Here is a 26,692-nt window from a genome sequence, read left to right as displayed (position 1 = left end):
GTGGCACTCTGGACGTATGCCCGAACTCCCCGAGGTGGAAGCGCTCAAGGACTTCCTCACCGAGCACCTGGTCGGCCACGAGATCGTCCGGGTGCTGCCGGTCGCGATCAGCGTCCTGAAGACCTACGACCCGCCCCTCACCGCGGTCGAGGGGCACGAGGTCACGGCGGTACGGCGGTACGGCAAGTTCCTGGACCTGGAGACGGACCGGGGCCCCCATCTGATCACCCACCTGGCCCGCGCGGGCTGGCTCCAGTGGCGGGACCGGCTGCCCGACGGTCCGCCGAAACCCGGCAAGGGGCCACTGGCCCTCAGGGTGGCGCTGGAGACGGGCGAGGGCTTCGACCTGACCGAGGCCGGCACGCAGAAGCGCCTGGCGGTGTACCTGGTGCCGGACCCCGGACTCGTCCCCGGTATCGCCCGGCTGGGCCCCGACCCGCTGGCGGAGGACTTCGACGAGGACCGCCTGGCGGAGCTGCTGGGGGGCGAGCGCCGGCAGCTCAAGGGCGCGCTGCGCGACCAGTCGCTGATCGCGGGCGTCGGCAACGCCTACAGCGACGAGATCCTGCACGCGGCGCGGATGTCCCCCTTCAAACCGGCGGGCCGGCTGACCCCGGAGGAGACGAGCGCCCTGTACCGGGCGCTGCGCACCACCCTCACCGAGGCGGTGGCCCGCTCCCGGGGTCTGGCCGCGGGCCGGCTGAAGGCGGAGAAGAAGAGCGGCCTGCGCGTCCACGGGCGCACCGGGGAACCCTGCCCGGTCTGCGGCGACACGATCCGGGAGGTGTCCTTCAGCGACTCCTCCCTCCAGTACTGCCCCACCTGCCAGACGGGCGGCAAACTCCTGGCCGACCGGAGGATGTCCCGCCTGCTGAAGTGACGGGGCCGCGGGCCGGGGTCAGCCGGCGTCGACCGTGACCAGGTGTTCCCCGTCGGAGGTGCGGACCTCGTAGCGGGCGATCTCGTCGGCGTGGAAGGCCGAGGCACCCATCATGGTGTTCTCGCGGGCGTCGTGGTGGGCGACCGTCCAGTTGGTCACCATCTGCTCCGAGCCGTCGTGGCCGATCGCGATCAGCCGGCAGGCCCGGGGGCCGGCGGCGTCCTTGACCTTCAGTTCGACCTGGGTCCCCCAAGGCTCGTTCTCGGCCGTGACCTGGGCCCACACGCCCGAACGCTCGTCGGTGGCGGCCACCCGGCGGGCCGCCGTGTCACCGTCGGCCACCAGCATGGCGACACCGGGGGAGGCGAGCGCGACCGCCGCCGAGGCGGCGAGTCCGTACAGCAGGCTCCTGCGGCGCGTCCGGTTGCGGCCCGCCACCTCGTTGAGCAGGCGGTCCAGCAGGCGGGGGCCGGGCTTGGCCATCGGGTGCACCGCGCGCGGGGTGGCCCGCCGGTACAGCATCAACTGCCGTGCGGCGGGGCCGAACTCGGTGACGTGCGCCGAGCAGCTGGGGCACTCCATGAGGTGATCCTCGAAGCGGAAGGCCTCCGCCTCGTCCAGCACGCCGAGTGCGTATGCGGCGACATCGCGATGCCTTTCCAGGGACCTCATGCGCAATCCTCGTGCCGTTGGGTGTGGGGTGGGTTACTCCTTGCTCCCATCCGTACGCAGCGGACCGCCGAATCACTCAAGCCACACACAGAATCGCAACCAAGGGATTCGGAGCGGCCGGCGCGGCGGATTGGTCCCCTCCCGGAAAAAGTTTCCGCCCGGCGTCAGAAGAGGTGGATCGCCAAGTGCCCCAGCGGCAGACCGAGTTGCCAGGCAGGCGTCCAGACCTTGGGGCCCTCGTCCTCGCCGTTCGGCACGGCGCCGATCTGGACCGCGTTCAGGTCCGGCGCGAGGAGTTCGGTCTCCTCCAGCCAGCGCCAGGCCGCCTCCGCGAGATCGAGGTCCGGGGTGGGTCCCGCGGTCTCGATCGCGGCGGCGGCGAGCCGTGCCATGTGCTCGCACACCCAGTCCTGCCACGGCTGGTCGTAGGCCGTCAGTGACAGCCAGGTCTCCAGCTGCGAGACGACCCGGATGCCGGGGAGTTCGCCCCCGGTGTCGGCGAGGAAGATCGTCAACGCCAGCGCGTCCCGCCCGGCGCGGAACTCGAAGGACGTCGGCGGCATCAGATCGCCCGTCCGCAGCAGCTCGTCGGCGATGTACTCGGCGTACAACCACGCCATGGGGACGGTCAGTTCACCGCCGCCGGTGCCGTCCGTGCTCTCTTGACCTCTGTGCAGCATCCCTTCCTGCCTTCCTCCGGTGCGTACGCGTCGCCCGACCCCGGGCTCCAGTCCGGAACACGGATGAAGACAGCCGATTACTCAACCATGGTCCACGGCAAGGCGCTTTACGGAGGTTTGACTCGGCCCACGGTTTCAGCGCAGGTCGGCCGCGTAACCGGGAAGCACCCGGCGCAGGGCGCGCAGCGCGTAGTACGCGCGGGACTTCACGGTACCGGCAGGGATGCCGAGGGCCTGCGCCGCTTCCGCCACACTGGCCCCCTGGAAGTACACGAGCACCAGGACTTCACGGTGCTCCGGAGTGAGTGTCTTCACAGCCTCGCGCACATCGAGGGCCGCGGCCGCCCGCTCGGCGTGGTCGGCGCACACCCGCGCGTTCTCCAGGATCGCGTCGCCCACCTCCGGGGGCCGGGCCTGCCGGGCCCGCCGCGCGTCGATCGCGAGCCGCCGGCCGACGGTGAGCAGCCAGGGCCGTACGGAGTCGAAGTCGTCGGCGCGCAGGGCCTCGGGGTGCTGCCAGGCGCGCACCAGGGTCTCCTGCACCAGATCCTCGGCGCGCTGCCGGTCTCCGTCGCAGAGCCTGAGCAGCAGCGCGAAGAGGGGCCGGCCGTGCTCCCGCTGCAGTGCGGCGAGCTCGTGCTCGGCGGTCGTCGTCCCGTTCACAAGACTGGTTCCGGCCGTCATGGCCGTATGGCATCGCAGGGTTCCGTCCGGGGACAGGCCGCGCACAAGGGTCTGCGACGGACGGTCGATCGCGTCGACGAACGGTTCGACGAACGGTTCCGTCCGTATTCCGCGCGGTGCCGGACGGGCTAATGGGCGTGTCGGAACCCGTTCCCGAAGCGTCGTAATTCTTACCTATTGATGTGTAAATACGACTACATCGGGGTGAGTGATGATCGCACGCAGTCGACAGGTGGCCCTGGCCCTGACCGCCCTCCTCGCGGCGGGCGCCGCCTGCCAGGCCGACCGGAACGAGTCCCCGGGCCGCCCGGCCCCCTCCGCGACGGCGGCCCGCGGATTCACCCTCGTCGCCTCCGGCGACGTCCTCCCGCACACCTCGATCATCGACCGGGCGCGCTTCGACGCGGGCGGCACGGGCTACGACTTCCGGCCCATGTTCGCCGGCGCCGCACCGGACGTGCGCCGCGCCGACCTGGCCCTGTGCCACATGGAGACCGTCTACGGCGCGAACGGCGACTACACCGGCTACCCGGCCTTCAAGTCCCCGCCGGAGATCGCCGCGGCCCTCGCCGCCACCGGCTACGACGGCTGCTCCACCGCCTCCAACCACAGCCTCGACGACGGCGAGGCGGGCATCCGGCGCACCCTGGACGCCCTGGACCGGGCCGGTGTGCGCCACGCCGGATCGGCCCGCACCGAGGAGGAGGCGCGCACGGTCACCGTGCTGCGCGCCGTCGAGGCCCAGGTCGCGCACCTCGCCTACACCTACGACACCAACGGCTACCCGCTCCCCGCCGGACAGCCCTGGGCCGTCAACCTGATCGACGAGCGGAGGATCCTCGCCGACGCCCGCGCCGCCCGGGAGGCCGGCGCCGACGTGGTCGTGGTGTCGCTGCACTGGGGCACCGAATGGCAGGACGCCCCCGACGACCGGCAGCTGACCCTGGCGCGCTCGCTCACCGCCGCCCGCGCCGGCGGCCGCCCCGACATCGACCTCATCCTCGGCACCCACGCCCATGTCCCGCAGGCGTACGAGAAGGTCAACGGCACCTGGGTGATCTACGGCATGGGCGACCAGGTCGCCGGCCAGATGTCCAACCACGCCGGCACCCCCGACCCGCGCGGCAACCAGTCCACCCTCGGCCGCTTCACCTTCGCCCCGCCCGCCCGGCCCGGCGGCCGCTGGGAGGTGACCCGCGCGGAGTTCGTCCCGCAGCTGTTCGACATCGACGCCGGGCGCGTCGTCAACCTCAACAAGGCGCTGAAGGGCGGCGCCGACGTGCTCGGCGTCCGGGACCGGATCCGGGAGGTGGTGCTCAGCCGGGGCGCCGGGAGCGACGGACTGGTGATGGGGGAGTAGGCCGTCCCCGTCGTCGCGCGGGAGTGGGTCAGTCCACGTCCACGTGGTCGAAGGTCTTGAGGATCTCGGTCAGCACCTTGACGCACGCCCGCACGTCGGCGTCTGTCAGATCGCCGCCGACCTGCCGGTTCAGCGCGTGCTCCCGGGCGAGGACGGCGGTGATCAGCTCCTCGCCCGCGGCCGTCGGCCGGATCAGCGAGGAGCGCTGGTGCGCCGGGTTGGGGGTGATCTCCACCCAGCCGTGCTCCGCCGCGTCGTTGACCATGCGCTGCACGAACTGCCGGCTCAGCGCGAGGATCCGGCCCATCTGCGGCACCGTCAGCGGACCGTGCCGCCGCAGCAGATCCAGCACGGAGCGCACCCCCACCGACGCTCCCTCGATCTGCTCGCCCTGCTCGACCTTGCGGAAGGCGCGGCGGTACAGGGGGCCGACCAGGTCGTACACCTCGTTGAGCCGGTGGCCGAGTTCGTCGGGGTCCAGGGGGGCGTCGGAGTCGCTCATGGGCCCATCATGACACCTGGGTTGCCAAGCCGCGGGCAAGATGACACCTTGGTTGTCATGACTGTTGCATCGGATCTGCGACTCTTCCCCTCCGCCGACGGTGACCTCGCCTACCTCGACAGCGGCTCCGGGGACCTGGTGGTCCTCCTGCACGCCGGGTTCGTCGACCACGGGTTCTGGGCGGAGCAGATACCGGCGCTCTCCGCCGGGCACCGGGTGGTCGCGCCGGACGTGCGCGGGCACGGGGCCTCGGCCAACGCGAGCGCGCCGTTCCGCTGGGCCGACGACCTCGCCGGACTGATCCGCCACCTCGACGCCGGCCCCGCCGTCCTGGTCGGCGTCTCCATGGGAGGGGTGATCGCCACCGAGACGGCGCTGGAACACCCCGGGCTGGTCCGCGCGGTCGTCACCTGTGGCGCCGCCACCGGTGACCACCAGTACACCGACGCCTGGACCCGCTCGGTCCAGGCCGAGTACGCGCGCACCCTGGGCGCCGGTGACATCGAGGGCTGGCTCGCCGCCTTCCTCCGCGTGGTGCCCGGCGAGCACCGGACCGCCGACGAGGTCGACCCGGAGATCTCGCGCCGGCTCAAGGAGATGGCCCTGCGCACGATCATGAAGCACACGCCGGGCGAGCGGGACTGGCACGTCCGGGTGACCGGCTCCTGGCCCCGCCTGGGTGAACTGGACGTACCGCTGCTCGCGCTCAACGGCTCGCTGGAGACGGCCGACCTGATCGACGCGGCCGAGCGCATGACCCGGGCCGTCCCGAACGGACGCGCGCGCCTGATCGAGGGCGTCGGGCACTATCCGAACCTGGAGAGGCCCGAGGAGTTCAACCGGATCCTGCTCGACTTCCTGCGCACGCTCTGAACCCCCGGAGAAGGCCAGGGGCGGAGGAGTTACGGCACCACCGTCACCGGCCAGCGCCCGGCCTTCACCAACCGGACCGCGACCGAGCCGACGATACGGTGCCCGGCCTGTTCCGAGGCGCCGACGACCACCGCGTCCGCCTTGAGGTCGTCGGCCGCCTGCACCAGACCGTTGTAGGGGTCGCCGCGGAACGTGTGGAACTCCCAGCGCACGTCGAATATCCCCTTCACGCGCTCCGTCGCGTCGCGGATCTCGGCCACCAGGGTCTCGGCGATCTCGTCGGTCACCTCGGCGACCGGCGCGCCGAGCGCCGCACCCGCCGGGATCACCGGCTGCACGTAGACCACGGCGAGCAGCGCGTTCTGGCGCCGGGCGAGACCGCCCGCGTAGGCGGCGGCGCGCATCGAGGAGTCGGAGCCGTCCACGCCGACCACGATGACCTTCGGCCCGTCCGTACCCCGCTCGAACCGGTGCGAGTGCTGTTCCGTCACGGCCCGAGGCTATCGGAACCCGTCGTTCCCGCCCGCGACGGGAGGCCCGGCCCCGCTCTCCCGAGGCATGTTTCCCGCCGTACGCAATCGCTGACGGTCCGTCATCGCCCGGGAGGGTGGAAAGCTGGGGCCGGACCGGTGCCGTCGTGGTGCGCCGGTGGTCGCGCGGGCGACCCATGAGTCATGCAGAAGGATCAGATGCTCACCCGGCTGCTCACCCGCCGCCGGGCCCTGCTCGCCGGCGCCGCCGCCGTCGGAGCGGCCGGCACCGCGGGGCTGTACGCCCTGGGTACCGATGCCGAGCCGGTCAGGTCCGCCGCTCCGGCCGCCGGCCCCCAGGCCGCCCGCGCACTCAAGCCCTCCGCCTACCGACTCCAGCCCCTCACCGGCTACGGCCCGCCGGCGGCGGCACCCCGCCGCACCATGGTCCGCAGCACTCCGCTGCTGCGGATGACCGGCCGCGGCCGCACCATGGTGCTGACCTTCGACGACGGCCCCGACCCCCGCTACACGCCGGACATCCTGGACACCCTCGCCGAGTACGAGGTGCGCGCGATGTTCTTCGTGTGCGGGGAGATGGCCGCGGCCCACCCCGACCTGCTGGCCCGGATGGCCGACGAGGGCCATGTGGTCGGCAACCACACCTGGTCCCACCCGCTGCTCACTGGGCTGAGCCGACGTCAGATCCGTTCCCAGATGGAACGCACCTGCGACGTCATCGAGGAGGCGTACGGCGAACGCCCCGCGTGGTTCCGCGCGCCCTACGGCGCCTGGAACCGGGCCGCGTTCCAGATCGGCGCGGAACTGGGCATGGAGCCCCTCGCCTGGACGGTCGACACCCTCGACTGGACCACGCCGGGCACCCGGAGCATCGTCAACCGGGTGGAGAACGGCGCCGCCCCCGGCGTCGTGGTGCTCTCGCACGACGCCGGGGGCGACCGCTCCCAGAGTGTTCACGCGCTGCGGGACTATCTGCCCGAGCTGCTGGACTCCGGCTACCACGTCACCGTTCCCGTACGGCAGTACACCTGACGGACCTTCGCCCGCCCGGCCGGGGAACGCTCAGCGGACCTCGACCAGGCGGGCGAAGGCGACGACGTTCCCGTCGTAGCCGTTCTGCTTGGAGAAACCACCGCCGCAGGTGATGACCCGCAATTCCGCGGAACCCTTCGAGGCGTAGACCCGGTCGCCCGGGAAGTTGTTCTTCTCGAACACCTCGATGCCGTAGATCTCGAAAACGGCCGTCTTTCCGTCCTTGCGCGCCACCTCGACGCGATTTCCCTTCTTGAGCGCGCCGAGTCCGTAGAACACGGCTGGACCCTGCTGATTGTCGACGTGCCCCACGACGACCGCGGTGCCCTTCTCGCCGGGCGACACCGCGCCCGTGAACCAGCCCGCCAGGTTCGGGTCCTCCGGCGGCGGGGCGTCGACCCAGCCCGCGGCGTCCAGACCGACCGCCGTCACCGGCGCGTCGACCTGGATCGCGGGGATCCGGACGCGGTCCGGCACGGCGTAGGGCAGCGGCGCGGCGGCTCCGGCGAAGGTTCCGCCCGCCACCCGGCTGTCGGCCGCCGCCGCCGAGGCGGGCTGCGGGGGCCCGACGTCGAACTCGCCCGAACCGTTGCGAATGAGCGCGAGACCGGTCAGCAGAACAAGCGCTATCACGCCCCAAGGAGCGCGCTTCCTCCGCTGCTCCTCCTCTTCGGCCAACTCGTACGCAGACATCCGATTCCCCTCTCGACGCGGCCGTCGCCACGTCATTCGCGCATACGAGAACGCTAAGCGCCGGGCGGTGAACCGGCGACGGGTGCGGATGCGAACGGGTGGCCCGGAGCCCTTTCGGCAGCGGGTGGTGCGCCATCCGAGTTGCCGTGACCAGGAAATTTCTGACGGTGTGTGACCTGCGGCAATATCCGATTGTGCGCTTTTCCTTCGGCGTGTCCCCTCACCAGGACGGACCATTCTCGAAATGCGGCCCGTCGCCCGGCATCTGAGGGTCTGTCTGGGAGGCGCTTTCTCGCCGATCCACCGGGGACGGTTCCCGGGGCGTCTTCCGCGGAGGATCAGATGCGTAACTCTCGTGCCCTGGCGGTGTCAGCGGCGGCGGTCGCCGCCCTCGGGTTCGCCGCTCCCGCGGCCGTCGCGTGGGACAGCCCGAGCAACATCGTCGCCCTGCCCAGCGTCATCGCCCGAGGCGGCCAGATGACCATCACCGTCGACGGCTGCCGTGACGGCGGCACCGCGACCTCCAACGCCTTCCCCTCGACGACCCTGTCGCCCGTCCACGGTGCCAACGAGACCTCGAAGGGCACCGCGACGATCAACAGCAACGCCAACCCCGGCACCTACGACATCACCGTCAACTGCTCCGGCAGGACGCTGACCCGTCCGGCCGCCTTCACCGTCATCGGTGGCGTCCGCGGCGGTATCGGCGGCAGCTCCACCTCCGGTGCCACCCCGACCGACATGGCCATCGGCGGTGCCCTGGTCGCCGCCGCGGCCGCCGGCGGCGGGCTGTTCTGGATGCGTCGCCGGTCCGAGAAGCGGATCTGATTGCTTCTCCTCGGGCATCGCGCGGCGCACAGACCTTCGCCCCGGCCCCCTTCGTGGGGGAACCGGGGCGAAGGTCTGTGCGCGTCGGCCTCAGCCGCCGTCCTCCGAGGTGCGCCTGCGGGAGAGGTGGTACGCCGCCCCGACCGACCCGGCGATCAGCGCGGCACCGAGGCCGATCTCCTTGAGGTCGAACCCGCCGACGGTGCCGCCCTCGCCCGCGTGCACGCCGTGATGCGTCACCGGCTCCAGGGGAGCCGGGCGGCCGCCCGCGATGGTCAGTTCCGTCGAGCCGGTGACGTTGTCACAGGTGAACGAGACCTGGTACGTCGCGCCCGGCTTGGCGTCCCAGTCCACGACCGCCGTGCCCTGGGACTGATGCTTGTGGATCTTGACCGTGTCGAAGACCGCCGAGCTGACGATCGCGGGCCCCTTGCAGCCGCCGTCGTGCCGGTCGACCCGCAGGGTCACCTGTCCGCCCGCGGCGACGGTGGACGGCAGGACGCTGAAGCCGAACGGCGTGATGTTGTCCTCCCCCCGCGCCGTGGCGGCGGGTGCGGCGAGCGAGAGGGCGGTCAGGCCCAGCAGTGCGGCCGAAGCGACGCGTATCGCGCGCATGGTGGTTCCTCCGGGTCCCCGAGGAGCAGCAGCGGACCTTTTCCGCTTGCGCCAGAAATGCACCTCGATGATCGAAACGCTAGGAAGGTGCGCACACCTGCGCGAACGCTGTCGTGCGAATGGGGCAAGCGTGTGGGCCGCTCAGGGGACGTCCGTTCCCGCGGACGGGGGACGGCGGCGGCGTGGCGCCCCCGCCGCCCGGCCCGGGAGCCGGTGAGCCCCCGTCAGCCCTTGATCTCGGGGAAGAGGTTCAGGAACGGCTCCGCGGAGGCCGTGACGCCACGGCTGTAGGGCGAGTCGAAGTCCCAGATGAGGAAGAGCAGGAAGGCGATCAGCGCGGAGAACAGCACGGCGAGGGTCAGCTCGCGCGGGGTCCGTCTGATCTGGAGGGCCAGGATCATGCCCACGGTGATCACGGCCCCGGCGATCAGCCCGAACCACACCACCCCCGGCATGGTCTCGCCGGTGGAGTTCGCCCGCGCCTGGCGTGCCTGGTCCGCGGCGGCCACCTGGTCGAGGAGCGGCTGGTACGCCTGGGCCTCGAAATCGTCGCGCGGTTCGTAGTCGGTGACGTCCTCGCGGATCCGCTGGAGCAGTTCCGTCCCCCGCTCCGTGACCTCGTCACGCTCGGACATGGCCTCCCACTCGGTGGTCACGACGTGTCCGACATAGGCGTTGACATCCTCCCGAATACGGTCACGCACCTCCGGCGGGTACACCCGGACCCGTTCGGAGACCTCGTGCAGCGCGACCGCCTCCGACTGGACGTGGTTCTCCGCCGCGCTGCGGCCCTCCCAGACCCCGGCGATGGCCAGGCCGAGGACGATGGCGTAGACGACGCCGATCCACATCGTCATGTACTCGATGACGTCCGGGGTGTCGGAGGGGTCCTCGTCGTCGTCCGCCGTGCGGTGGCGGATAAACGTGATGCCGATCACCACGACACAGGCGGCGAGCATCGCGAGGGTGAGAACAAGCCATTCCGGCAAGGGGTGCCTCCAGGGATCAGCGCGGGCGCAGCGCGGCGACGGCGACGATCGCGGGCGCGGCGATGAGCAGGACGAAGGTGAGGGGTGCGGTGGCGCCGCGGGCCGGGGGCCGTTTGGCGGTGGTGCTGCGGTAGCGGGGGTAGTGCACGGGGGCCGCGACGGGACCCGGGGCCGGCTTGGCGGACGGGGACGGAGTCGGCGTCGGGGTGGGGGTGGGTGTCGGCGTGGGCGGCGGAGGCGGTGGCGGCGGGGGGGCCGGGACGGGGGCCGCGGGCGCGGGAGCCGGGGGCGGTGGTTCCGGGGCCGGCGTGGGCGTGGGTGTGGGCCTGGGCGGCTCGGGGGTGGGCTTGGGTGGTGGTGCGGGGGTGGGGGTGGGTTTCGGGGGAGGGGGTGTGGGGGTCGGGGTCGGGCAGGGAGTGGGCGGTGGGGGTGGGGGCGGCGGTGTGGGGGTGGGGCACCAGGCGGCGCTGCCGGCGACCGCCACCGCCTCGGTTCCGCCCGGCCCTGTGGAGGCGTACGCGCAGGCGTCGGCCTCGGCCGGGGCCGCCGGTGCCCCCACGAGCAGCCAGCTCAGCGCCAGCACCGCCAACACCCGGGAGGCGATGGCGGATTGGGTCGAATCGGGTCCATACACGCCCAAGATCCTGAGGCTTCGCGGGCGGCGGCGCGCCGCACTGGTCGGGGGATTGCCCCGAAGGAGGGAGGCGGGCGGCCGTCCGCTTGATCGTCGGCCCGCTCGCGCGTCCGTCGCCCCGATCAGCTGTACGAAAGACACGGGACGGCACAGGTTTCGGAAAGAAATTTGTGCCGTCGTTGAACGCGACCATGGTCCGCATGCGTACCCAATGTCGTGCGGCGGCGCAGCAGGGCGCTGCAACACCCTTGTGATTATGGGGAGTTGACAATGAAGACCTCGTGGCGGAGCGCCTCGCTCGTGGTGAGCGCCGTGGCGGTGCTGGCGCTGACCACTGCGTGCGGTCAGGAGACCACCCCGCCGGCGAGCAGCCAGAACGTCGGTGCGACGGCAGCGGCCGGGGACTACGGAACGGCCGGTACGGGCCTGGGAACGGGTGCCGAGTCCGGCACCGCCGACGCGGGGGCGGCGGGCGCAGGGGCGCAGGCGACCGCGGCCGGTGAACTGTCCGTGTCCACCAACGCCGAGCTGGGCAAGGTCCTGACCGACAGTGCGGGGCTTACCCTCTACCGCTTCGACAAGGACACCGCCGAACCCCCCAAGACCAACTGCGAGGGCGACTGCGCCACGACCTGGCCGCCCGTTCCGGCGGACGACGTCTCGGCCGGTGCCGGCGTCGACAAGTCCCAGCTCGGCGAGGTGACCAGGCCCGACGGCACCAAGCAGCTGACGATCGGCGGCTGGCCGGCCTACCGCTACGCCAAGGACGTCAACGCCGGTGACACCAAGGGGCAGGGCGTGGGCGGCACCTGGTACGCGCTGGCCCCCGACGGCAAGAAGGCCACGCTGGCCGACCTGCCCGGACTGTCCACCCGTGAGGACCCCGAACTCGGCGAGATCGTCGTCGACAAGAACGGTATGACGGTATACCGCTTCATGAAGGACGAGGCCTGGCCGGAGCCGGTCTCCGCCTGCACCGACGCCTGCCTGGAGAAGTGGCCCGTGGTCGCGCCGGTGGCGAACGACGACACCAAGGGCGTGCAGAAGAAGGGCCTGATGAGCTTCACCCGGCCCGACGGCGCCAAGCAGCAGACGGTCAACTGCTGGCCGATCTACACCTTCGCCGGTGACAAGGCTCCCGGTGACACCAACGGTCAGGGTGTCGGCGGCACCTGGTACGCCGTCGCCCCCGACGGCAAGCCGATCGGCGCGCCGGACAAGGAGTAGGAGGCGAGAGCCCAGCGAGCGTCGGACGAACCGTCAGGGCGCGCCCGATCCCGGATCCACCCCCTCCGAACGGCACGGAGGGGGTGGATCCGTGTCTGCCCCCGGCGCTCCGGCGAGGGCCCGCGCCCCCGGCCCGCTTCCGCACGGTTCGGAACTCTGTGGAGCGCTTCGGACGCGTTTCGTAGCGGAATTCCGTCCCGCGTCATCGGCACGTGCCGCAGGCAGTGACCGGGAACGGATGGTCAATTTCCGTTTCGGCTCGCCCCATTGGCAGGCGATCAGTAGCCTCAGCTCGAACACTGGATCGCCTGAGCCCTGGAGAGGTAGATGGAGCGTCCCGCGTGGGCACCACGGAGCATCGACATCTCGGTGCCGAGCGTCTCGCGAATCTACGACTACTACCTGGGCGGTTCGCACAACTTCGAGGTCGACCGGGAGGCCGCCCGCCGGGCCATGGACTTCCTGCCGGGACTGCCGAAGATCATGCAGGCGAACCGGGCCTTCATGCGCCGCGCGGTCCGGTACGCGGCAGCCGAGGGCGTCACCCAGTTCCTCGACATCGGCTCGGGCATCCCCACCTTCGGCAACGTCCACGAGGTGGCCCGGGCCGCCAGCTCCGAGGCCCGCGTGGTCTACGTCGACCACGACCCGGTCGCCGTCGCGCACAGCCAGGCCGTGCTCGACGGGGACGAGCAGACCGACGTCCTCGCGGCCGATCTGCGCAAGCCCCGGGAGATCCTGGCGAGCCCTCAGGTGGAGCGGCTGATCGACCTGAACCGTCCGGTGGCCCTGCTGCTCGTTGCCATACTGCACTTCGTGGAAGACGCGGACGACCCGTACGCGGCGGTCGCCGAACTGCGCGACGCGCTCGCGCCCGGCAGCCTGCTGATCCTCACGCATGCCTCGTACGAGGGAATCCCCCTCGCCGCGGAGCGGGCCGAGGGCACGGTGGGCGTGTACGAGGACATCCGCAACCCGTTGATCATGCGCTCGCGCGACGAGATCGCCCGGTTCTTCGAGGGGTACGACATGGTGGAACCCGGACTGGTGCCGATGCCGCACTGGCGGTCCGACACCGCGCCGGAGGATGAGGATCCATGGGCCTTCTCCGGGTTCGCGGGCGTGGGGCGTACGGCGTGAGCGCGGAGCCGGACGGGCCGGAGGACAGACTGCGCCGGTTCGCGACGATCTGGAGCCGGGCCGTGTTCCCGGTCACCACCACCTCGTCGACCCGCCCGGAGTTCGAGAAGCAACTGCTCCCGCTGGCACGGCGGTTGAGCGAGGCGCTGCGGGCGAGGACCTTCGACCCGGACGAGGGCCGGGCGGTCGGCGCCGCTCTCGTCGACGCGCACTGCACCGACCCTGACGCGCTGAGCCACACCCTCGACTGCGTCGACGCCTACCTCGTCCTCTACTGCGGTGACGACTCCCCCCAGGAGGACCTCCGGGCCCGCAGCGCCCGGCTCCAGCACGCCATGGCGGCCGGCTACGCGCAGGCGCTGCGCGAGCGGACGCTCGCCGAGCAGGAGGCGATCTCCGCGGCCGCCCTGAAGGCGCAGGGCGTGGTCGCCCAGGCGCTGCACTCCAGCGAGGCCCGGTTCCGGGCGGTGTTCGAGGGCGCGGCGATAGGGATCGGTATCGCCGACCTCGCCGGGAACATGCTCCAGGTCAACGGCGCGCTGGTACGGATGTTCGGCGGCGCCGAGCAACTGGTGCGCGGCCGCAACGTCATGGAGTGGACCCACCCCGAGGACGCGCCGCAGGTCTGGAAGCTGTACGAGGAACTCGTCCGCGGCGAGCGCGAGCACTACCACGTGGAGAAGGCGTTCTACCGCCCCGACGGCACGGTCCTGTGGACCAACCTCACCGTCTCCCTGCTGCGGGACGCCGACGGCAACCCCGAGTACCAGCTCGCGCTCATGGAGGACACCACCGAGCGGCGGCTGCTCAACCTGCGGCTGCGCTACGAGGCCACCCACGACGCGCTCACCGGACTGCCCAACCGCACGCTGTTCTTCGAGCGCCTGGAGAAGGCGCTCGGTGCGGGCGCCGGCCAGCGGTTCGGGCTCTGCTATCTCGACCTGGACGGCTTCAAGACCATCAACGACAGCCTCGGGCACGCGGCCGGCGACCGGCTGCTGGTGGAGGTCGCCGACCGGCTCCAGGCGTGCGCGACCGCGCCCGGCGAGATGGTGGCCCGCCTCGGCGGCGACGAGTTCGTCGCGCTGACCACCGGCCCCGACACCGAGCGCGAGGTCGACGACCTCGCCGCCCGCATCATGCACGCGCTGCTCGCCCCGATCACCGTCGAGGGGCGCGAGCTGACCGTCCGCGGCAGCATCGGCGTCGTCGAGGGCCCGGCGGGGGAGCGGAGCCCGGCCGAGGTGCTGCGCAGCGCCGACATCACGATGTACCGGGCCAAGTCGGCCGGCGGGAACCGCTTCGAGCTGGCCGACCCGGAGGCGGACGCCCGCGCCATCACCCGGCACGGGCTGACCACGGCGCTGCCCACCGCCCTGGACCGCGGCGAGTTCTTCATCGAGTACCAGCCGCTGGTGCACCTCGGCGACGGCAGCGTCCGGGGCGCCGAGGCGCTGGTCCGCTGGCTGCACCCGCAGCACGGCGTCCTCGGACCGGACCGGTTCATCCCGCTCGCCGAGCACACCGGGCTGATCGTCCCGCTGGGCCGCTGGGTGCTGGAGCAGTCGGTCCGCCAGGCCCGTGAGTGGCGCGACCGCCACTCGGACGCGGGGCCGCTGCGCATCAACGTCAACCTCTCGCCCTGCCAGCTCACCCACCCCGGTCTGGTGCAGGACACCGTCGACATCCTGGAGCGCACCGGGGTCGACCCCGACGTGCTCTGCCTCGAAGTCACCGAGTCGGCGCTGATCGGCGCCGACGACGACCTGCTCAAGCCGCTGCGCCGGCTGGCCGAGATGGGCGTGGACATCGCCCTGGACGACTTCGGCACCGGCTACTCCAACCTGGCCAACCTGCGCAGGCTGCCGGTGAGCGTCCTGAAGCTGGACCGCTCCTTCACGCAGAGCATGCAGCAGTTCCCGGCGGACCCCGTCGACCTGAAGATCGTCGAGGGGATCGTCTCCCTGGCCCACAGTCTGAACCTCGCGGTCACGGTCGAGGGCGTGGAGACCGGCGCCCAGGCCGAGCAACTGCGCCTGCTCGGCTGCGACACGGCCCAGGGCTGGTACTACGCCCGCCCCGGCCCCCCGGACCGCCTGCACGAACTGGCCCTGGTCGACGCAACAGGCTGACGAGGACGCGCCCCTGCAAGGGGGCGCGTCCTTGAGGGGCGCGGGGAACGGCGCGAGCGACCACGACGCACCCGCGCCCCGCAACGAAGCGACCGCACAACGGCCCGACGGCCGAGCAGAAGCGCCCTGCAAGGGGCGCGGGGAACTGCGCGAGCGACCACGACGCACCCGCGCCCCGCAACGAAGCGACCGCACAACGGCCCGACCGGGCCCGTTCACTGCCCGACGGGCGAGCAGAAGCGCCCTGCAAGGGGCGCGGGGAACTGCGCGAGCGACCACGACGCACCCGCGCCCCCGCACGGCGCGAACGAACAACGGCCCGACCGGGCCCCGTCACCGCTCCAACAGCATCCGCTGAAGCTCCCGAGCCGCCCGCGGCGGAGCCACATCACTGCGGTGCGCCAACGCGATGGTCCGATGCAGCCCGGGATTGGCCAACGGAGTGACCCGCAGCCCCCGCCCCGCCCGCGCGGCGACCATCCGGGGCACGACCGCCACCCCCAGCCCCGCCCGCGCGAACCCCAGGACGGCGTCCATCTCCCCGCCCTCCACCGCGAAGTCCGGCTCGAACCCCGCGGAGCGACACGCGGCCACGGTCAGCTCCCGCAGGTCGTACCCGTGCCGGAACATCACCAGCCGCTCGCCCTCCAGATCGGCGATCCGCACCGTCCGCCGCCCGTGCCCCGGCTTCGGCGCGTCCGGCGAGGACACCACCACCAGGTCCTCCCGCAGCAGCTCCACCGTGGCCAGCGCCGGCGACGGCGTCGGCAGCGGCAGCACCACCAGCGCCAAGTCCAGCGCCCCGCGGGCCAGCTCCCGCACCAGGTCGTGGGAGCCGCCCTCCTCGATCAGCAGCCGGATGCCCGGATAGCGGTCGTGGAAGGCGCGCAGCACGTCCGGCAGCAGACCGGTGCACAGGCTCGGCGTCGCCCCCAGCCGGACCCGACCACTGCGCAGCTGGACCAGCTCCTGGACTTCGAGCCGCGCTGTATCCGCGTCGGCCAGGATGCGCCGGGCCAGCGGCAGCAGTGCCTCGCCCGCGTCGGTGAGCGTGATGTTGCCCCGCGCCCGCAGGAACAGGTCCGCCCCCAGCTCCCGTTCCAGGGCCTTGATCTGCTGGGACAGAGACGGCTGCGCCACGTGGACCAGGTCGGCGGCCCGGGTGAAGTGCCGGGTCTCGGCGACGGCCACGAAGTACTGGAGCTGCTGGAACTGCATGACCCCCACGATAGCCGTTGGCTATGGAAACGAGCCGGAGGATGTCTTGGACCGATCGGCTGCTCCCCCCGTACCTTCTGGTGACATGGCTCTGGCAACGCGGACGGACCGACGACCGTCCATGGCACGCACGGTGTGGGACAGCTCCGTCGGCAAGAAGACCGTGATGGCGGTCAGCGGGCTGATCATGCTGTCGTATCTGGTCGTCCACATGTTGGGAAACCTGAAGATCTTCTTCGGGGCCGGCGAGTTCAACCACTACGCGCACTGGCTGCGCACGCTCGGCGAGCCCTTCATGCACTACGAGTGGACGCTCTGGCTGGTGCGGATCGTGCTGGTGGTCGCGGTGATCGCGCACGGCGTCTCCGCCTACCAGCTCAGCCGCCGCGACATCAAGGCGCGGCCCGAGAGGTACGTCCACCGGAAGGCCCGGTCGAGCTACGCGACCCGGACCATGCGCTGGGGCGGGATCATCCTCGCCCTGTTCATCGTCTGGCACATCCTCGACCTGACCACCGGCACCGTGCACTCGGGCGGCTTCGAGGAGGGACGCCCGTACCAGAACGTCGTGGACACCTTCTCCACCTGGTACGGCAACGTCATCTACATCGTCGCCGTGCTCGCCGTCGGCATGCACATCCGGCACGGCTTCTGGAGCGCCGCCCAGACCCTGGGCGCGGGCAGCCGCACCCGCGACCGCGCCCTGAAGACCGTCGCCAACGTTCTAGCAGTGCTGCTCACGTGCGGCTTCCTCGCCGTGCCCGTGGGCGTCATGACCGGAGTGGTGAGCTGAGATGACCTACACCGACTACCGGACCGGCGAGCCGGTCACCGACACCAAGGCGCCCCAGGGCCCGGTCAACGAGCGCTGGGACAAGCGCCGTTTCGAGGCCAAGCTGGTCAACCCCGCCAACCGGCGCAAGCACACGGTGATCGTCGTCGGCACCGGACTGGCCGGCGGCTCCGCCGGGGCCACCCTCGCCGAACAGGGCTACCACGTCGTCCAGTTCTGCTACCAGGACTCCCCGCGCCGGGCCCACTCCATCGCCGCGCAAGGTGGCATCAACGCCGCCAAGAACTACCGCAACGACGGCGACTCCGTGCACCGTCTGTTCTACGACACCGTCAAGGGCGGCGACTTCCGGGCCCGCGAGTCCAACGTCCACCGCCTCGCGCAGATCTCCGTCGAGATCATCGACCAGTGCGTCGCCCAGGGCGTGCCGTTCGCCCGCGAGTACGGCGGCCTGCTCGACACCCGCTCGTTCGGCGGCGTCCAGGTCTCCCGCACCTTCTACGCCCGCGGCCAGACGGGCCAGCAGCTCCTCCTCGGCGCCTACCAGGCACTGTCCCGGCAGATCGCCGCGGGCAACGTCGAGATGCACCCGCGCACCGAGATGCTCGACCTGGTCGTCATCGACGGACGGGCCCGCGGCATCGTCGCCCGCGACCTGATCACGGGCAGGATCGACACGTACTTCGCGGACGCCGTCGTCCTCGCCTCCGGCGGCTACGGCAACGTCTTCTACCTGTCGACGAACGCCATGAACTCCAACGCCACCGCCGTGTGGCGCGCCCACCGGCGCGGCGCCTACTTCGCCAACCCCTGCTTCACGCAGATCCACCCGACCTGCATCCCGCGCACCGGCGACCACCAGTCCAAGCTGACGCTGATGAGCGAGTCGCTGCGCAACGACGGCCGGATCTGGGTGCCGAAGGCCAAGGGCGACGACCGGCCCGCCAACAAGATCCCCGAGGACGAGCGCGACTACTACCTGGAACGCATCTACCCCTCCTTCGGCAACCTCGTCCCGCGTGACATCGCCTCCCGCGCCGCGAAGAACGTCTGCGACGAGGGCCGCGGCGTCGGCCCCGGCGGCCAGGGCGTCTACCTCGACTTCGCGGACGCCATCAAGCGCATGGGCCGCAAGGCGGTCGAGGCCAAGTACGGCAACCTCTTCGACATGTACCACCGGATCACCGACGAGGACCCGTACCAGGTGCCCATGCGGATCTACCCCGCCGTGCACTACACGATGGGCGGGCTGTGGGTCGACTACGACCTCCAGACCACGATCCCCGGCCTGTTCGCGGTCGGCGAGGCCAACTTCTCCGACCACGGCGCCAACCGCCTCGGCGCCTCCGCGCTGATGCAGGGCCTCGCCGACGGCTACTTCGTCCTGCCGGCCACCATCAACGACTACCTGGCCCGCAACCCGCACCAGGAGCCGGTGACCGCCGAACACCCCGCCGTCCAGGAGGTGCTGGCCGAGACCGAGGACCGGATCAACCTGCTCCTCTCCGTCGACGGCGACCGCACCCCCGACTCCTTCCACCGCGAGGTCGGCGAACTCATGTGGGAGTTCTGCGGCATGGCCCGCACCGACGCCGGGCTGCGCAAGGCCCTGGAGCGCATCCCGCAGATCCGCGAGGAGTTCTGGCGGCGCATCAAGGTCCCCGGTACCGGCGAGGAGTTCAACCAGTCGCTGGAGAAGGCCAACCGGGTCGTCGACTACCTGGAGCTCGCCGAGCTGATGTGCCTCGACGCGCTGCACCGCGCCGAGTCCTGCGGCGGCCACTTCCGCGAGGAGTCCCAGACCGCCGACGGCGAGGCCGAACGGCGCGACGACGAGTTCGCGTACGCCGCCGCCTGGGAGTTCACCGGGACCGGAGCGGCCCCCACCCTGCACAAGGAAGACCTGGTCTTCGAGTACGTCCACCCCACTCAGCGGAGCTACGCATGAAGCTCACCCTGCGCGTCTGGCGGCAGAAGAACGCCGGCGCCGAAGGCGCCATGTCCACCTACGAGGTGGACGGGATCTCCTCCGACATGTCCTTCCTGGAGATGCTCGACACCCTCAACGAGGAGCTCATCCTCAAGGGCGAGGACCCGGTCGCCTTCGACCACGACTGCCGCGAGGGCATCTGCGGCGCCTGCTCCCTGGTGATCAACGGAGACGCGCACGGGCCGGAGCGGACGACCACCTGCCAGCTGCACATGCGGTCCTTCGACGACGGCGACACGATCGACATCGAGCCCTGGCGGGCCTCCGCGTTCCCCGTCATCAAGGACCTCGTCGTCGACCGGTCCGCCTTCGACCGGATCATCCAGGCGGGCGGCTACATCACCGCGCCCACCGGTGCCGCCCCGGAGGCGCACGCCGCGCCGGTGCCCAAGCCCGACGCCGACTTCGCCTTCGAGCACGCCGAGTGCATCGGCTGCGGGGCGTGCGTCGCCGCCTGCCCCAACGGCGCGGCCATGCTCTTCACCTCCGCGAAGATCAACCACCTGAACGTGCTGCCCCAGGGCGCCCCCGAGCGGGAGACCCGGGTGCTGGACATGGTGGCGCAGATGGACGAGGAGGGCTTCGGCGGCTGCACGCTGGCCGGGGAGTGCGCCACCGCCTGCCCCAAGGGCATCCCGCTCTTCTCCATCACCGGCATGAACAAGGAGTGGCTGCGCGCCACCCGCAAGGTCGGCAAGCGGTAGTGCCGTAGCGGCACAGTGAACGTTCGCCGAAAACGTGCGGACGAGCGGGGTCGGGAGGTGCTCCCCGGCCCCGCTTCGCCGTTCCGGCCCCTGCCATTCAACATCCTCACATCCGCTCTCCCGACGCCTGTCACGCGCCCGACGCCCGGCGTCGGAAGAACTGTTCCGGCCGCTCAACCGTCCCCGGCCGTGACCAGGAGAGAGCCATGAACGGCGTTTCCACGCTCGACCGCCCCCCGCAGCCGGCGGCCCCCACCCGCTACACCGTGGGCATCGCCCGCACCGAGGACGACGTGCGCGCCGCGCAGCGCCTGCGCCACGAGGTCTTCGCCGGCGAGATGGGCGCCCTCCTCGACACCCCGCAGCCGGGGCACGACATCGACGCCTTCGACGCCTACTGCGACCACCTGCTGGTCCGCGAGACCGGCACCGGCCAGGTCGTCGGCACCTACCGGCTGCTGCCCCCGGACCGCGCCGCGGTCGCCGGACGGCTCTACTCGGAGGGCGAGTTCGACCTCGCCCCCCTCGACCCGATCCGCCCCGGTCTGGTCGAGGTCGGCCGCTCCTGCGTCCACCCCGACCACCGCGACGGCGCGGTCATCGGCCTGATCTGGGCCGGCATAGCGCGCTACATGGTCGACAACGGCCACGAGTGGCTGGCCGGCTGCTGCTCCGTCCCGCTCGCCGACGGCGGCACCCTCGCCGCGGCCACCTGGGACCGGGTCAGGGAGAAGCACCTGGCACCCGAGGAGTACCGGGTCCGTCCGCTGCTGCCCTGGAGCCCCGAGGGCGTGGCCCGTCCGCAGGGCCGCACCGAACTCCCCCCGCTGCTGCGCGGCTACCTCCGGCTCGGCGCGTGGGTCTGCGCGGAGCCCGCCCACGACCCGGACTTCGGGGTCGCCGACCTGTACGTGCTGCTGTCGATGCGCCGGGTCAACGCGCGCTATCTGAAGCACTTCCTCTCGCTCGTCCCGGCCTGATGAGCCCCCTGCGTACGGGGGCGGCGGCGGTCCTCCCGGCCGGTGCCGGGGCGCTGTCCCGGCGGCGGGAGAGGCGAGAGCGGCGGGCCGCGGTCGCCGCCGTGCCCCGGCCGGTCGTGCCGACCAGTGCCTGGCTGCCCACCGCGCCCTGCTCGCCACAGGTCTGCGTCACGGCCGGCCGGACCGTCGCGGACGTGCCGCGCGCGGTGCTGCGGATCGTGGCGCTGCTGGTGACGCTCCTGGTGGGGGTCGCCCTGCTGCCGGTGTCCCGGCTGGTGCCTGTGGCCCGGCGCGACGTGCTGATCCGGGGCTGGAGCCGGGCCGTGGTCCGTGCCGCGGGCGTGCGTCTGCGGGTCACGGGCGGCGCGGTGGCCCCGGACGGCGGGCTGCTCCTGGTCGCCAACCACATCTCCTGGCTGGACATCCCGCTGCTGGCCGCGGTCCGTCCGGCCCGGATGCTGGCCAAGGCCGAGATCCGGGGGTGGCCGGTGGCGGGCGGGCTGACCGCGCGCAGCGGTGCGCTCTTCATCGAACGGGACCGGCTGCGGGAGCTGCCCCGGACGGTGGCCCGGATCGCCGACGCGCTCCGCTCCGGTGCGGCGGTGGTCGCCTTCCCCGAGGGCAGCACCTGGTGCGGGCGGGCGCAGGGCGCCTTTCGGCGGGCGGTGTTCCAGGCCGCGCTGGACGCGGGGGTGCCGGTGCAGCCGGTTCGGCTGCGGTACCGGGTCGAGGGGGGTGCGGCGAGTACGGCGCCCGCGTTCGTGGGGGAGGACTCGTTGCTTGCGTCGGTGTGGCGGGTGGTCACGGCTCGGCGGCTGGTGGCGGAGGTCGAGATCCGGGCCGCTATCCCGGCGGGGGTTCATCTTGATCGGCGGGGGTTGGCTCGGGCGGCCCAGCCGGTACCTGCGGTGGCTGGGCCGGGTCGGGCCCATGCGGATCTGGGGGGCTAGGGTCGTCTGTTGCGTGCGGCGCTGTTGTGGCTGGTCGCGCAGTTCCCCGCGCCCCTGGGGTTAGTGGGGGTGCTGGTTGGGTGTTGGGTGCGGGGTTGTTGTGGCTGGTCGCGCGGTTCCTCGCGCCCCTGGGGTTAGTGGGGGTGGTGGTTGGGTGTTGGGTGCGGGGTTGTTGTGGCTGGTCGCGCAGTTCCCCGCGCCCCTGGGGGGTGGGGGTGTCGGCTCGTTCGGCGGTGCGGCGCCGTTGTGGTTGGTCGCGCGGTTCCTCGCGCCCCTGGGGTTAGTGGGGGTGCTGGTTGGGTGTTGGGTGCGGGGCTGTTGTGGCCGGTTGCGCAGTTCCTCGCGCCCCTGGGGGCGTTGGGGTGAGGGCGCGGGTTAGGTAGGGGGCCGTGGGGCTTTGGGTTTGGGCGATCTGGGGTGGGGGGCCCGCGGCTACGATGCGGCCGCCTGCGGTGCCGCCGCCGGGGCCCAGGTCGATGACCCAGTCCGCGGCCGCCACGACCGACATGTCGTGCTCGACGACGATCACGGTGTGGCCGTCGTCCACCAGGGCGTGGAGTCGGGCCGTCAGGACCTCGACGTCGGCCGGGTGCAGGCCCGTGGTCGGTTCGTCCAGGAGGTACAGGGTGTGGGCGCGGCGGCCCCGTTGGAGTTCACTCGCCAGCTTGATCCGCTGGGCCTCGCCGCCGGACAGCTCGGTGGCGGGCTGCCCGAGCCGCAGGTAGCCGAGGCCGACGTCGAGCAGGGCGGACAGGCTCCGGGACACCTGGGGGCTGTCCGCGAAGAAGTCGGCGGCCGCTTCCACCGTGAGGTCCAGCACCTGTGCGATGTTCCGTCCCCGGTAGGTCACTTCGAGCGTCTCGGGGTGGTAGCGGCTGCCCCCGCAGTCCGGGCAGGGCGCGTAGGTGCTGGGCAGGAAGAGGAGTTCCACGCTGACGAAGCCCTCGCCCTGGCAGGTCTCGCAGCGCCCTCCCGCCACGTTGAAGGAGAAGCGGCCGACGCCGTACCCCCGCTCCCGGGCGAGGTCCGTCGCGGCGAACGCCTTGCGTACCGCGTCGAACAGGCCCGTGTAGGTGGCGAGGTTGGAGCGCGGGGTCCGGCCGATCGGCTTCTGGTCGACGCACACCAGCCGGCCGACGCCCGCCGACTCCTCGGTGATCTCCCCGACGAGCGTGGACTTCCCCGAACCGGAGACCCCGGTGACGGCGGTGAACACCCCGAGCGGGAACTCGGCGGTCACCGCGCGCAGATTGTGCCGGGTCACCGGGCCGACCTTCAACTGCCCCGTGGGCGCGCGGAGCCGACGGTCCGGAAGGGAGGAGCGGCCGAAGAGGAAACGGGCCGTCTCCGACTCCGGCACCGCGGCCAGTTGCGCGGGCGGACCGCTGTGCAGGACCCGCCCGCCGTGCTCGCCGGCGCGCGGGCCCACGTCCACCAGCCAGTCCGCGCCGCGGACCACGTCCAGGTGGTGCTCGACCACGAACACCGAGTTCCCGGCGGCCTTCAGTCGCGCCAGTACGGTGAGCAGCGCCTCCGTGTCCGAGGGGTGCAGTCCGGCGGACGGCTCGTCGAGGACGTACACGACCCCGAAGAGTCCGGAGCGCAACTGCGTGGCGAGCCTGAGGCGTTGCAGCTCGCCCGCGGAGAGCGTGGGGGTGGAACGGTCGAGGCTGAGGTAGCCGAGCCCCAGTTCCACCACCGGGCCGATCCGGGAGCGCAGGTCGTCGGTGAGCACCCGGACCGCCTCCGAGCCGCCGTGCAGGATGCCGGCGAGTTCCGTCAGCGGCAGCGCGGCCAGTTCGGCGATCGTCCGGCCGGCGAAGGTCACCGCGAGGGCCTCGGGGCGCAGCCTGCTGCCGCCGCACGCGGGACAGGGCGCACTGGTCAGGAAGCGCTCCGCACGGGCGCGCAGCGTCGCGCTGCGGGAGTCGGAGAACGTCTTCATGACGTACCTCCGGGCGCTCATGTACGTGCCCTGGTACGGCCGTTGGATACGGTCCGCGTCCCGGATCGGGTGGACTGTGACCACCGGCTGTTCGTCGGTGAACAGGATCCACTCCCGCTCCTGCGCGGGCAGTTCGCGCCAGGGCCGGTCGACGTCGTGGCCGAGCGCGCCGAGGATGTCCCGCAGGTTCTTGCCCTGCCAGGCCCCGGGCCACGCCGCGATCGCGCCGTCCCGGATCGACAGCGAGGGGTCGGGGACCAGCGACTCCTCGGTCGTCCGGTGGACCCGCCCGAGACCGTGGCACTCGGGGCAGGCACCGGCCGCCGTGTTGGGGGAGAAGGCGTCGGAGTCGAGCCGTTCGGCGCCCGGCGGGTAGTCGCCCGCGCGGGAGAACAGCATGCGCAGGGAGTTGGAGAGCTGGGTGACCGTGCCGACCGAGGAGCGCGAGGTCGGTGTCGAGCGGCGCTGCTGGAGGGAGACCGCGGGCGGCAGCCCGGTGATCTCGCCCACCTTCGGTGCCCCCACCTGGTGGATCAGCCGGCGCGCGTACGGCGCCACCGACTCGAAGTAGCGGCGCTGGGCCTCCGCGTAGATCGTGCCGAAGGCCAGCGAGGACTTACCGGAGCCGGAGACCCCGGTGAACACGGCCAGCACGTCCCGCGGGATGTCGACGTCCACACCCTTGAGGTTGTGCTCGCGGGCACCGCGGACCCGGACGTACGGGTCGGGGGAGTCGGGCATGAGGGGCATCTCCGTACGCGACGAGGTGGGGACAAACCCCGCAATTCTATGCGACCGACCAGGTCGGGGCCGTGAGAGGTCGTGCGCGGCCCCCGGTCAGCGGGCCGTTCCCCCGACGATCCCGGCGAGCCGTCGGTGGGAGTCGAGCAGGGCCCGGCGGTCGTGGGTGCTCGTCGTCACCAGGACCTCCTGCGCGCCGGTCTCCTTGAGCAGGACCTCCAGTTCGTCCGCCACCTGTTCCTCGGTGCCCGCGATGTGGCCGGCGAGCCCCCGCTCGTAGAAGTCGCGCTCCTTCGCGGTCATGGTGAGCGACTCCACCCGCTCGGCGGGCGGCAGCGGAGGGAAGGTGCCGTGGGTGCGGGAGTACGCCATGGACCAGGCCTCCGGGACGAGCAGCCGCCGGGCCGCCTCCGGGCTGTCGGCCACGGCGACGGTCCCGGAGACGACGACGTACGGTTCCCCGGCCCACACCGAGGGCCGGAAGTCCGCCCGGTAGCGGTCGATGCCCCGCTGCATCCTCGCGCGGTCGCGGAGGTCGCCGATGACCATCGGAAGGCCGGCCCGGGCCGCTACGGCGGCGCCCTCGCCCATGGCCAGCACGAACGGCGGCACGGTCAGACCCTCGGCGGGCCGGGCCCGGACGCCCTCCGGTGAGGTGCCGCGGAACCAGCTCAGCAGTTCGTCGAGCTGCCCGGCGAAGTCGTCGGCGTCGTCCTTGCCCCGGCCCAGCGCCCTGCGCACGCCGTCGGTGAACCCCACCGACCGGCCGAGCCCCATGTCGATGCGGCCCGGGAAGAGGGACTCCAGCATCCCGAACTGCTCGGCCACGACCAGCGGCCGGTGGTTGGGCAGCATCACCCCGCCGGTACCCACCCGGATGGTGCGGGTCGCCGAGGCGACCGCAGCGGCCAGCACGGTCGGCGCGGAACCGGCGACTCCGGGTACCCCGTGGTGTTCCGAGACCCAGAACCGGTGGTAGCCGAGCCGCTCCAGCTCGCCCGCGAGGGCGACGGTGTCGCGCAGTGCCTCGGCGTCGCCGTGCCCCTCGCGGACACGGGAACGGTCGAGGACGGAGAAGCGGGTGCCGGCGATCAGGGAGCTCACGGAAGGTTCAACGCCGGGCGGCCCACGGCATTCCCGGCACGCCCCCGCTCGGCCGCCCTCGCCGGGGCCGGGCCGCGCGCTGCGTAAGGTGGGCGGCGTGACCGACAGCAGCAGGCGGCCGCTCGCCGTGTTCGACCTCGACAACACCCTCGCCGACACCGCGCACCGGCAGCACTTCCTGCGGACCGCGCCACGCGACTGGGAGGGGTTCTTCGCCGCCGCGCCCGCGGACCCGCCGATCCCCGAGGGCGTCGCCATGGCGCTGGCCGCCGCCGAGGAGTGCGAGGTCGTCTATCTCACCGGGCGGCCCGAGCGGTGCCGGGCCGACACGCTGGCCTGGCTCGCCGCCCAGGCGCTGCCCAAGGGCCGGGTGCACATGCGCCGGGACACCGACCGCAGGCCCGCCCGGCGCACCAAGCTGGAGATCCTCGCCCGGCTGGCCAGGACCCGGGAGATCCGGGTCCTGGTGGACGACGACGAGCTGGTCTGCCAGGACGCCGAACGGGCCGGTTACACCGTCGTACGGGCCAACTGGACCGCCCCTTCCGCCGCGCTGCGCTCGGCGCAGGAACGGGAGGGGCGGACCTGAGGTTCCGGCCGCTCAGTCGGTGTCGTCGAGGCGGAAGCCGACCTTCAGGCCGACCTGCCAGTGCGCGATCTCTCCGTTGTCGAGCTGGCCCCTGACCTGGGTCACTTCGAACCAGTCGAGGTTGCGCAGGGTCTGCGAGGCACGGGCGACGCCGTTGCGGATCGCCTGGTCGACGCCCTCGTGCGAGCTGCCGACGATCTCGGTGACCCGATAGGTGTGGTTCGACATGCGGGGTCTCCTCTCCGT

General features: G+C 72.1%; 27 protein-coding genes. 14 read left to right on the top strand and 13 right to left on the bottom strand.

Going from position 1 to position 26,692, the window contains the following annotated elements; translation table 11 throughout:
- Nucleotides 1–16 precede the first annotated feature (16 nt).
- On the top strand, nt 17–880 hold the full coding sequence (locus AB0E07_RS24400) for a DNA-formamidopyrimidine glycosylase family protein (protein WP_362255913.1): 864 nt from the start codon (nt 17–19) through the stop codon (nt 878–880).
- Between the two features lie 18 nt (nt 881–898).
- On the opposite strand, the gene AB0E07_RS24395 is transcribed toward AB0E07_RS24400, so the two are convergent.
- The 3 genes from AB0E07_RS24395 to AB0E07_RS24385 all read right to left on the bottom strand — a co-directional run bounded on the left by AB0E07_RS24395 (nt 899) and on the right by AB0E07_RS24385 (nt 2,916).
- Entirely contained in the window at nt 899–1,552 is a 654-nt protein-coding gene (locus AB0E07_RS24395; RefSeq protein ID WP_362255910.1) for a zf-HC2 domain-containing protein, read from the bottom strand.
- 164 nt (nt 1,553–1,716) lie between these two features.
- On the bottom strand, nt 1,717–2,232 hold the full coding sequence (locus AB0E07_RS24390) for a hypothetical protein (protein ID WP_362255908.1): 516 nt from the start codon (nt 2,230–2,232) through the stop codon (nt 1,717–1,719).
- Between the two features lie 135 nt (nt 2,233–2,367).
- Nucleotides 2,368–2,916: a sigma-70 family RNA polymerase sigma factor gene (locus tag AB0E07_RS24385; protein ID WP_362255905.1), complete on the bottom strand. Its 549-nt coding sequence runs from the start codon at nt 2,914–2,916 to the stop codon at nt 2,368–2,370.
- Nucleotides 2,917–3,127: 211 nt separating this feature from the next.
- Here AB0E07_RS24385 and AB0E07_RS24380 point away from each other — a divergent pair, with 211 nt between their 5' ends.
- The gene (locus AB0E07_RS24380) at nt 3,128–4,276 is read left to right on the top strand and encodes a CapA family protein (RefSeq protein WP_362255901.1); all 1,149 of its coding nucleotides are present in this window, start codon (nt 3,128–3,130) and stop codon (nt 4,274–4,276) included.
- Nucleotides 4,277–4,304: 28 nt separating this feature from the next.
- Here AB0E07_RS24380 and AB0E07_RS24375 read toward each other — a convergent pair whose 3' ends face one another.
- Nucleotides 4,305–4,778, bottom strand: coding sequence for a MarR family transcriptional regulator (locus tag AB0E07_RS24375; protein WP_362255898.1), 474 nt, complete (start codon nt 4,776–4,778; stop codon nt 4,305–4,307).
- 57 nt (nt 4,779–4,835) lie between these two features.
- Here AB0E07_RS24375 and AB0E07_RS24370 point away from each other — a divergent pair, with 57 nt between their 5' ends.
- On the top strand, nt 4,836–5,651 hold the full coding sequence (locus AB0E07_RS24370) for an alpha/beta hydrolase (protein WP_362255895.1): 816 nt from the start codon (nt 4,836–4,838) through the stop codon (nt 5,649–5,651).
- A gap of 29 nt (nt 5,652–5,680) precedes the next feature.
- Here AB0E07_RS24370 and AB0E07_RS24365 read toward each other — a convergent pair whose 3' ends face one another.
- Complete coding sequence (locus tag AB0E07_RS24365; RefSeq protein ID WP_362255892.1) at nt 5,681–6,142, bottom strand: universal stress protein; 462 nt, start codon at nt 6,140–6,142, stop codon at nt 5,681–5,683.
- A 183-nt stretch (nt 6,143–6,325) separates the two neighbouring features.
- Here AB0E07_RS24365 and AB0E07_RS24360 point away from each other — a divergent pair, with 183 nt between their 5' ends.
- A complete protein-coding gene (locus tag AB0E07_RS24360; protein ID WP_362255889.1) occupies nt 6,326–7,174 on the top strand; it encodes a polysaccharide deacetylase family protein in 849 nt (282 codons plus the stop codon).
- A gap of 30 nt (nt 7,175–7,204) precedes the next feature.
- On the opposite strand, the gene AB0E07_RS24355 is transcribed toward AB0E07_RS24360, so the two are convergent.
- Entirely contained in the window at nt 7,205–7,867 is a 663-nt protein-coding gene (locus tag AB0E07_RS24355) for a class F sortase (RefSeq protein WP_362255887.1), read from the bottom strand.
- Between the two features lie 342 nt (nt 7,868–8,209).
- On the opposite strand from AB0E07_RS24355, the gene AB0E07_RS24350 reads away from it, so the two are divergent.
- Nucleotides 8,210–8,695 (top strand): hypothetical protein, encoded by a 486-nt coding sequence (locus AB0E07_RS24350; protein WP_362255883.1) that lies wholly within the window; start codon nt 8,210–8,212, stop codon nt 8,693–8,695.
- A 90-nt stretch (nt 8,696–8,785) separates the two neighbouring features.
- Here the strand turns inward: AB0E07_RS24350 and AB0E07_RS24345 are convergent, their stop codons facing one another.
- The 3 genes from AB0E07_RS24345 to AB0E07_RS24335 form a co-directional block, all read right to left on the bottom strand.
- A complete protein-coding gene (locus AB0E07_RS24345; protein ID WP_362255880.1) occupies nt 8,786–9,310 on the bottom strand; it encodes a hypothetical protein in 525 nt (174 codons plus the stop codon).
- Nucleotides 9,311–9,534: 224 nt separating this feature from the next.
- Entirely contained in the window at nt 9,535–10,299 is a 765-nt protein-coding gene (locus AB0E07_RS24340) for a DUF4239 domain-containing protein (protein ID WP_362255877.1), read from the bottom strand.
- 16 nt (nt 10,300–10,315) lie between these two features.
- Nucleotides 10,316–10,447, bottom strand: a complete 132-nt coding sequence (locus AB0E07_RS24335; protein ID WP_362255874.1) for a hypothetical protein — start codon at nt 10,445–10,447, stop codon at nt 10,316–10,318.
- Between the two features lie 756 nt (nt 10,448–11,203).
- Between AB0E07_RS24335 and AB0E07_RS24330 the strand changes: the two genes are divergently transcribed.
- The 3 genes from AB0E07_RS24330 to AB0E07_RS24320 all read left to right on the top strand — a co-directional run bounded on the left by AB0E07_RS24330 (nt 11,204) and on the right by AB0E07_RS24320 (nt 15,432).
- Nucleotides 11,204–12,160, top strand: coding sequence for an SCO0930 family lipoprotein (locus tag AB0E07_RS24330; RefSeq protein WP_362255871.1), 957 nt, complete (start codon nt 11,204–11,206; stop codon nt 12,158–12,160).
- Between the two features lie 327 nt (nt 12,161–12,487).
- Nucleotides 12,488–13,300, top strand: coding sequence for an SAM-dependent methyltransferase (locus AB0E07_RS24325; protein ID WP_362255868.1), 813 nt, complete (start codon nt 12,488–12,490; stop codon nt 13,298–13,300).
- Nucleotides 13,297–15,432, top strand: coding sequence for an EAL domain-containing protein (locus AB0E07_RS24320; RefSeq protein WP_362255865.1), 2,136 nt, complete (start codon nt 13,297–13,299; stop codon nt 15,430–15,432). Before AB0E07_RS24325 ends, AB0E07_RS24320 begins: the two co-directional genes overlap by 4 nt.
- A gap of 333 nt (nt 15,433–15,765) precedes the next feature.
- Here AB0E07_RS24320 and AB0E07_RS24315 read toward each other — a convergent pair whose 3' ends face one another.
- A complete protein-coding gene (locus tag AB0E07_RS24315) occupies nt 15,766–16,650 on the bottom strand; it encodes a LysR substrate-binding domain-containing protein (RefSeq protein WP_362255862.1) in 885 nt (294 codons plus the stop codon).
- Nucleotides 16,651–16,771: 121 nt separating this feature from the next.
- Between AB0E07_RS24315 and AB0E07_RS24310 the strand changes: the two genes are divergently transcribed.
- The 5 genes from AB0E07_RS24310 (at nt 16,772) to AB0E07_RS24290 (ending at nt 22,067) form a co-directional block, all read left to right on the top strand.
- Nucleotides 16,772–17,443, top strand: coding sequence for a succinate dehydrogenase (locus AB0E07_RS24310; protein ID WP_362255859.1), 672 nt, complete (start codon nt 16,772–16,774; stop codon nt 17,441–17,443).
- Between the two features lies 1 nt (nt 17,444).
- Nucleotides 17,445–19,391, top strand: a complete 1,947-nt coding sequence (locus AB0E07_RS24305) for a fumarate reductase/succinate dehydrogenase flavoprotein subunit (protein WP_362255856.1) — start codon at nt 17,445–17,447, stop codon at nt 19,389–19,391.
- Nucleotides 19,388–20,137, top strand: coding sequence for a succinate dehydrogenase/fumarate reductase iron-sulfur subunit (locus tag AB0E07_RS24300; protein WP_362255854.1), 750 nt, complete (start codon nt 19,388–19,390; stop codon nt 20,135–20,137). Before AB0E07_RS24305 ends, AB0E07_RS24300 begins: the two co-directional genes overlap by 4 nt.
- A 206-nt stretch (nt 20,138–20,343) precedes the next feature.
- A complete protein-coding gene (locus tag AB0E07_RS24295) occupies nt 20,344–21,117 on the top strand; it encodes a GNAT family N-acyltransferase (RefSeq protein ID WP_362255851.1) in 774 nt (257 codons plus the stop codon).
- Nucleotides 21,117–22,067 carry a lysophospholipid acyltransferase family protein gene (locus AB0E07_RS24290; protein WP_362255848.1) on the top strand — a complete coding sequence of 317 codons (951 nt, stop codon included), beginning with the start codon at nt 21,117–21,119 and terminating at the stop codon, nt 22,065–22,067. Before AB0E07_RS24295 ends, AB0E07_RS24290 begins: the two co-directional genes overlap by 1 nt.
- A 280-nt stretch (nt 22,068–22,347) precedes the next feature.
- On the opposite strand, the gene AB0E07_RS24285 is transcribed toward AB0E07_RS24290, so the two are convergent.
- A complete protein-coding gene (locus AB0E07_RS24285; RefSeq protein WP_362255845.1) occupies nt 22,348–24,753 on the bottom strand; it encodes an excinuclease ABC subunit UvrA in 2,406 nt (801 codons plus the stop codon).
- Between the two features lie 96 nt (nt 24,754–24,849).
- Nucleotides 24,850–25,857, bottom strand: a complete 1,008-nt coding sequence (locus tag AB0E07_RS24280; protein WP_362255841.1) for an LLM class flavin-dependent oxidoreductase — start codon at nt 25,855–25,857, stop codon at nt 24,850–24,852.
- Nucleotides 25,858–25,954: 97 nt separating this feature from the next.
- Between AB0E07_RS24280 and AB0E07_RS24275 the strand changes: the two genes are divergently transcribed.
- Nucleotides 25,955–26,446, top strand: coding sequence for a hypothetical protein (locus AB0E07_RS24275; RefSeq protein ID WP_362255838.1), 492 nt, complete (start codon nt 25,955–25,957; stop codon nt 26,444–26,446).
- 12 nt (nt 26,447–26,458) lie between these two features.
- On the opposite strand, the gene AB0E07_RS24270 is transcribed toward AB0E07_RS24275, so the two are convergent.
- Nucleotides 26,459–26,674 carry a dodecin gene (locus tag AB0E07_RS24270; RefSeq protein ID WP_362255835.1) on the bottom strand — a complete coding sequence of 72 codons (216 nt, stop codon included), beginning with the start codon at nt 26,672–26,674 and terminating at the stop codon, nt 26,459–26,461.
- Nucleotides 26,675–26,692: the final 18 nt, after the last annotated feature.

This window comes from Streptomyces sp. NPDC048002 (assembly GCF_040653275.1).
In the GTDB taxonomy this organism is placed as follows: Bacteria; Actinomycetota; Actinomycetes; order Streptomycetales; family Streptomycetaceae; genus Streptomyces.
This window is presented reverse-complemented; position numbering and strand designations above follow the sequence as displayed.

Coding starts and splice junctions, on each gene's coding strand:
- AB0E07_RS24400 (WP_362255913.1), top strand. CDS start 17: ATGCCCGAACTCCCCGAGGTGGAAGCGCTCAAGGACTTCCTCACCGAG.
- AB0E07_RS24395 (WP_362255910.1), bottom strand. CDS start 1,552: ATGAGGTCCCTGGAAAGGCATCGCGATGTCGCCGCATACGCACTCGGC.
- AB0E07_RS24390 (WP_362255908.1), bottom strand. CDS start 2,232: ATGCTGCACAGAGGTCAAGAGAGCACGGACGGCACCGGCGGCGGTGAA.
- AB0E07_RS24385 (WP_362255905.1), bottom strand. CDS start 2,916: ATGACGGCCGGAACCAGTCTTGTGAACGGGACGACGACCGCCGAGCAC.
- AB0E07_RS24380 (WP_362255901.1), top strand. CDS start 3,128: ATGATCGCACGCAGTCGACAGGTGGCCCTGGCCCTGACCGCCCTCCTC.
- AB0E07_RS24375 (WP_362255898.1), bottom strand. CDS start 4,778: ATGAGCGACTCCGACGCCCCCCTGGACCCCGACGAACTCGGCCACCGG.
- AB0E07_RS24370 (WP_362255895.1), top strand. CDS start 4,836: ATGACTGTTGCATCGGATCTGCGACTCTTCCCCTCCGCCGACGGTGAC.
- AB0E07_RS24360 (WP_362255889.1), top strand. CDS start 6,326: ATGCAGAAGGATCAGATGCTCACCCGGCTGCTCACCCGCCGCCGGGCC.
- AB0E07_RS24355 (WP_362255887.1), bottom strand. CDS start 7,867: ATGTCTGCGTACGAGTTGGCCGAAGAGGAGGAGCAGCGGAGGAAGCGC.
- AB0E07_RS24350 (WP_362255883.1), top strand. CDS start 8,210: ATGCGTAACTCTCGTGCCCTGGCGGTGTCAGCGGCGGCGGTCGCCGCC.
- AB0E07_RS24345 (WP_362255880.1), bottom strand. CDS start 9,310: ATGCGCGCGATACGCGTCGCTTCGGCCGCACTGCTGGGCCTGACCGCC.
- AB0E07_RS24330 (WP_362255871.1), top strand. CDS start 11,204: ATGAAGACCTCGTGGCGGAGCGCCTCGCTCGTGGTGAGCGCCGTGGCG.
- AB0E07_RS24325 (WP_362255868.1), top strand. CDS start 12,488: ATGGAGCGTCCCGCGTGGGCACCACGGAGCATCGACATCTCGGTGCCG.
- AB0E07_RS24315 (WP_362255862.1), bottom strand. CDS start 16,650: ATGCAGTTCCAGCAGCTCCAGTACTTCGTGGCCGTCGCCGAGACCCGG.
- AB0E07_RS24310 (WP_362255859.1), top strand. CDS start 16,772: ATGGCACGCACGGTGTGGGACAGCTCCGTCGGCAAGAAGACCGTGATG.
- AB0E07_RS24305 (WP_362255856.1), top strand. CDS start 17,445: ATGACCTACACCGACTACCGGACCGGCGAGCCGGTCACCGACACCAAG.
- AB0E07_RS24300 (WP_362255854.1), top strand. CDS start 19,388: ATGAAGCTCACCCTGCGCGTCTGGCGGCAGAAGAACGCCGGCGCCGAA.
- AB0E07_RS24295 (WP_362255851.1), top strand. CDS start 20,344: ATGAACGGCGTTTCCACGCTCGACCGCCCCCCGCAGCCGGCGGCCCCC.
- AB0E07_RS24290 (WP_362255848.1), top strand. CDS start 21,117: ATGAGCCCCCTGCGTACGGGGGCGGCGGCGGTCCTCCCGGCCGGTGCC.
- AB0E07_RS24285 (WP_362255845.1), bottom strand. CDS start 24,753: ATGCCCGACTCCCCCGACCCGTACGTCCGGGTCCGCGGTGCCCGCGAG.
- AB0E07_RS24270 (WP_362255835.1), bottom strand. CDS start 26,674: ATGTCGAACCACACCTATCGGGTCACCGAGATCGTCGGCAGCTCGCAC.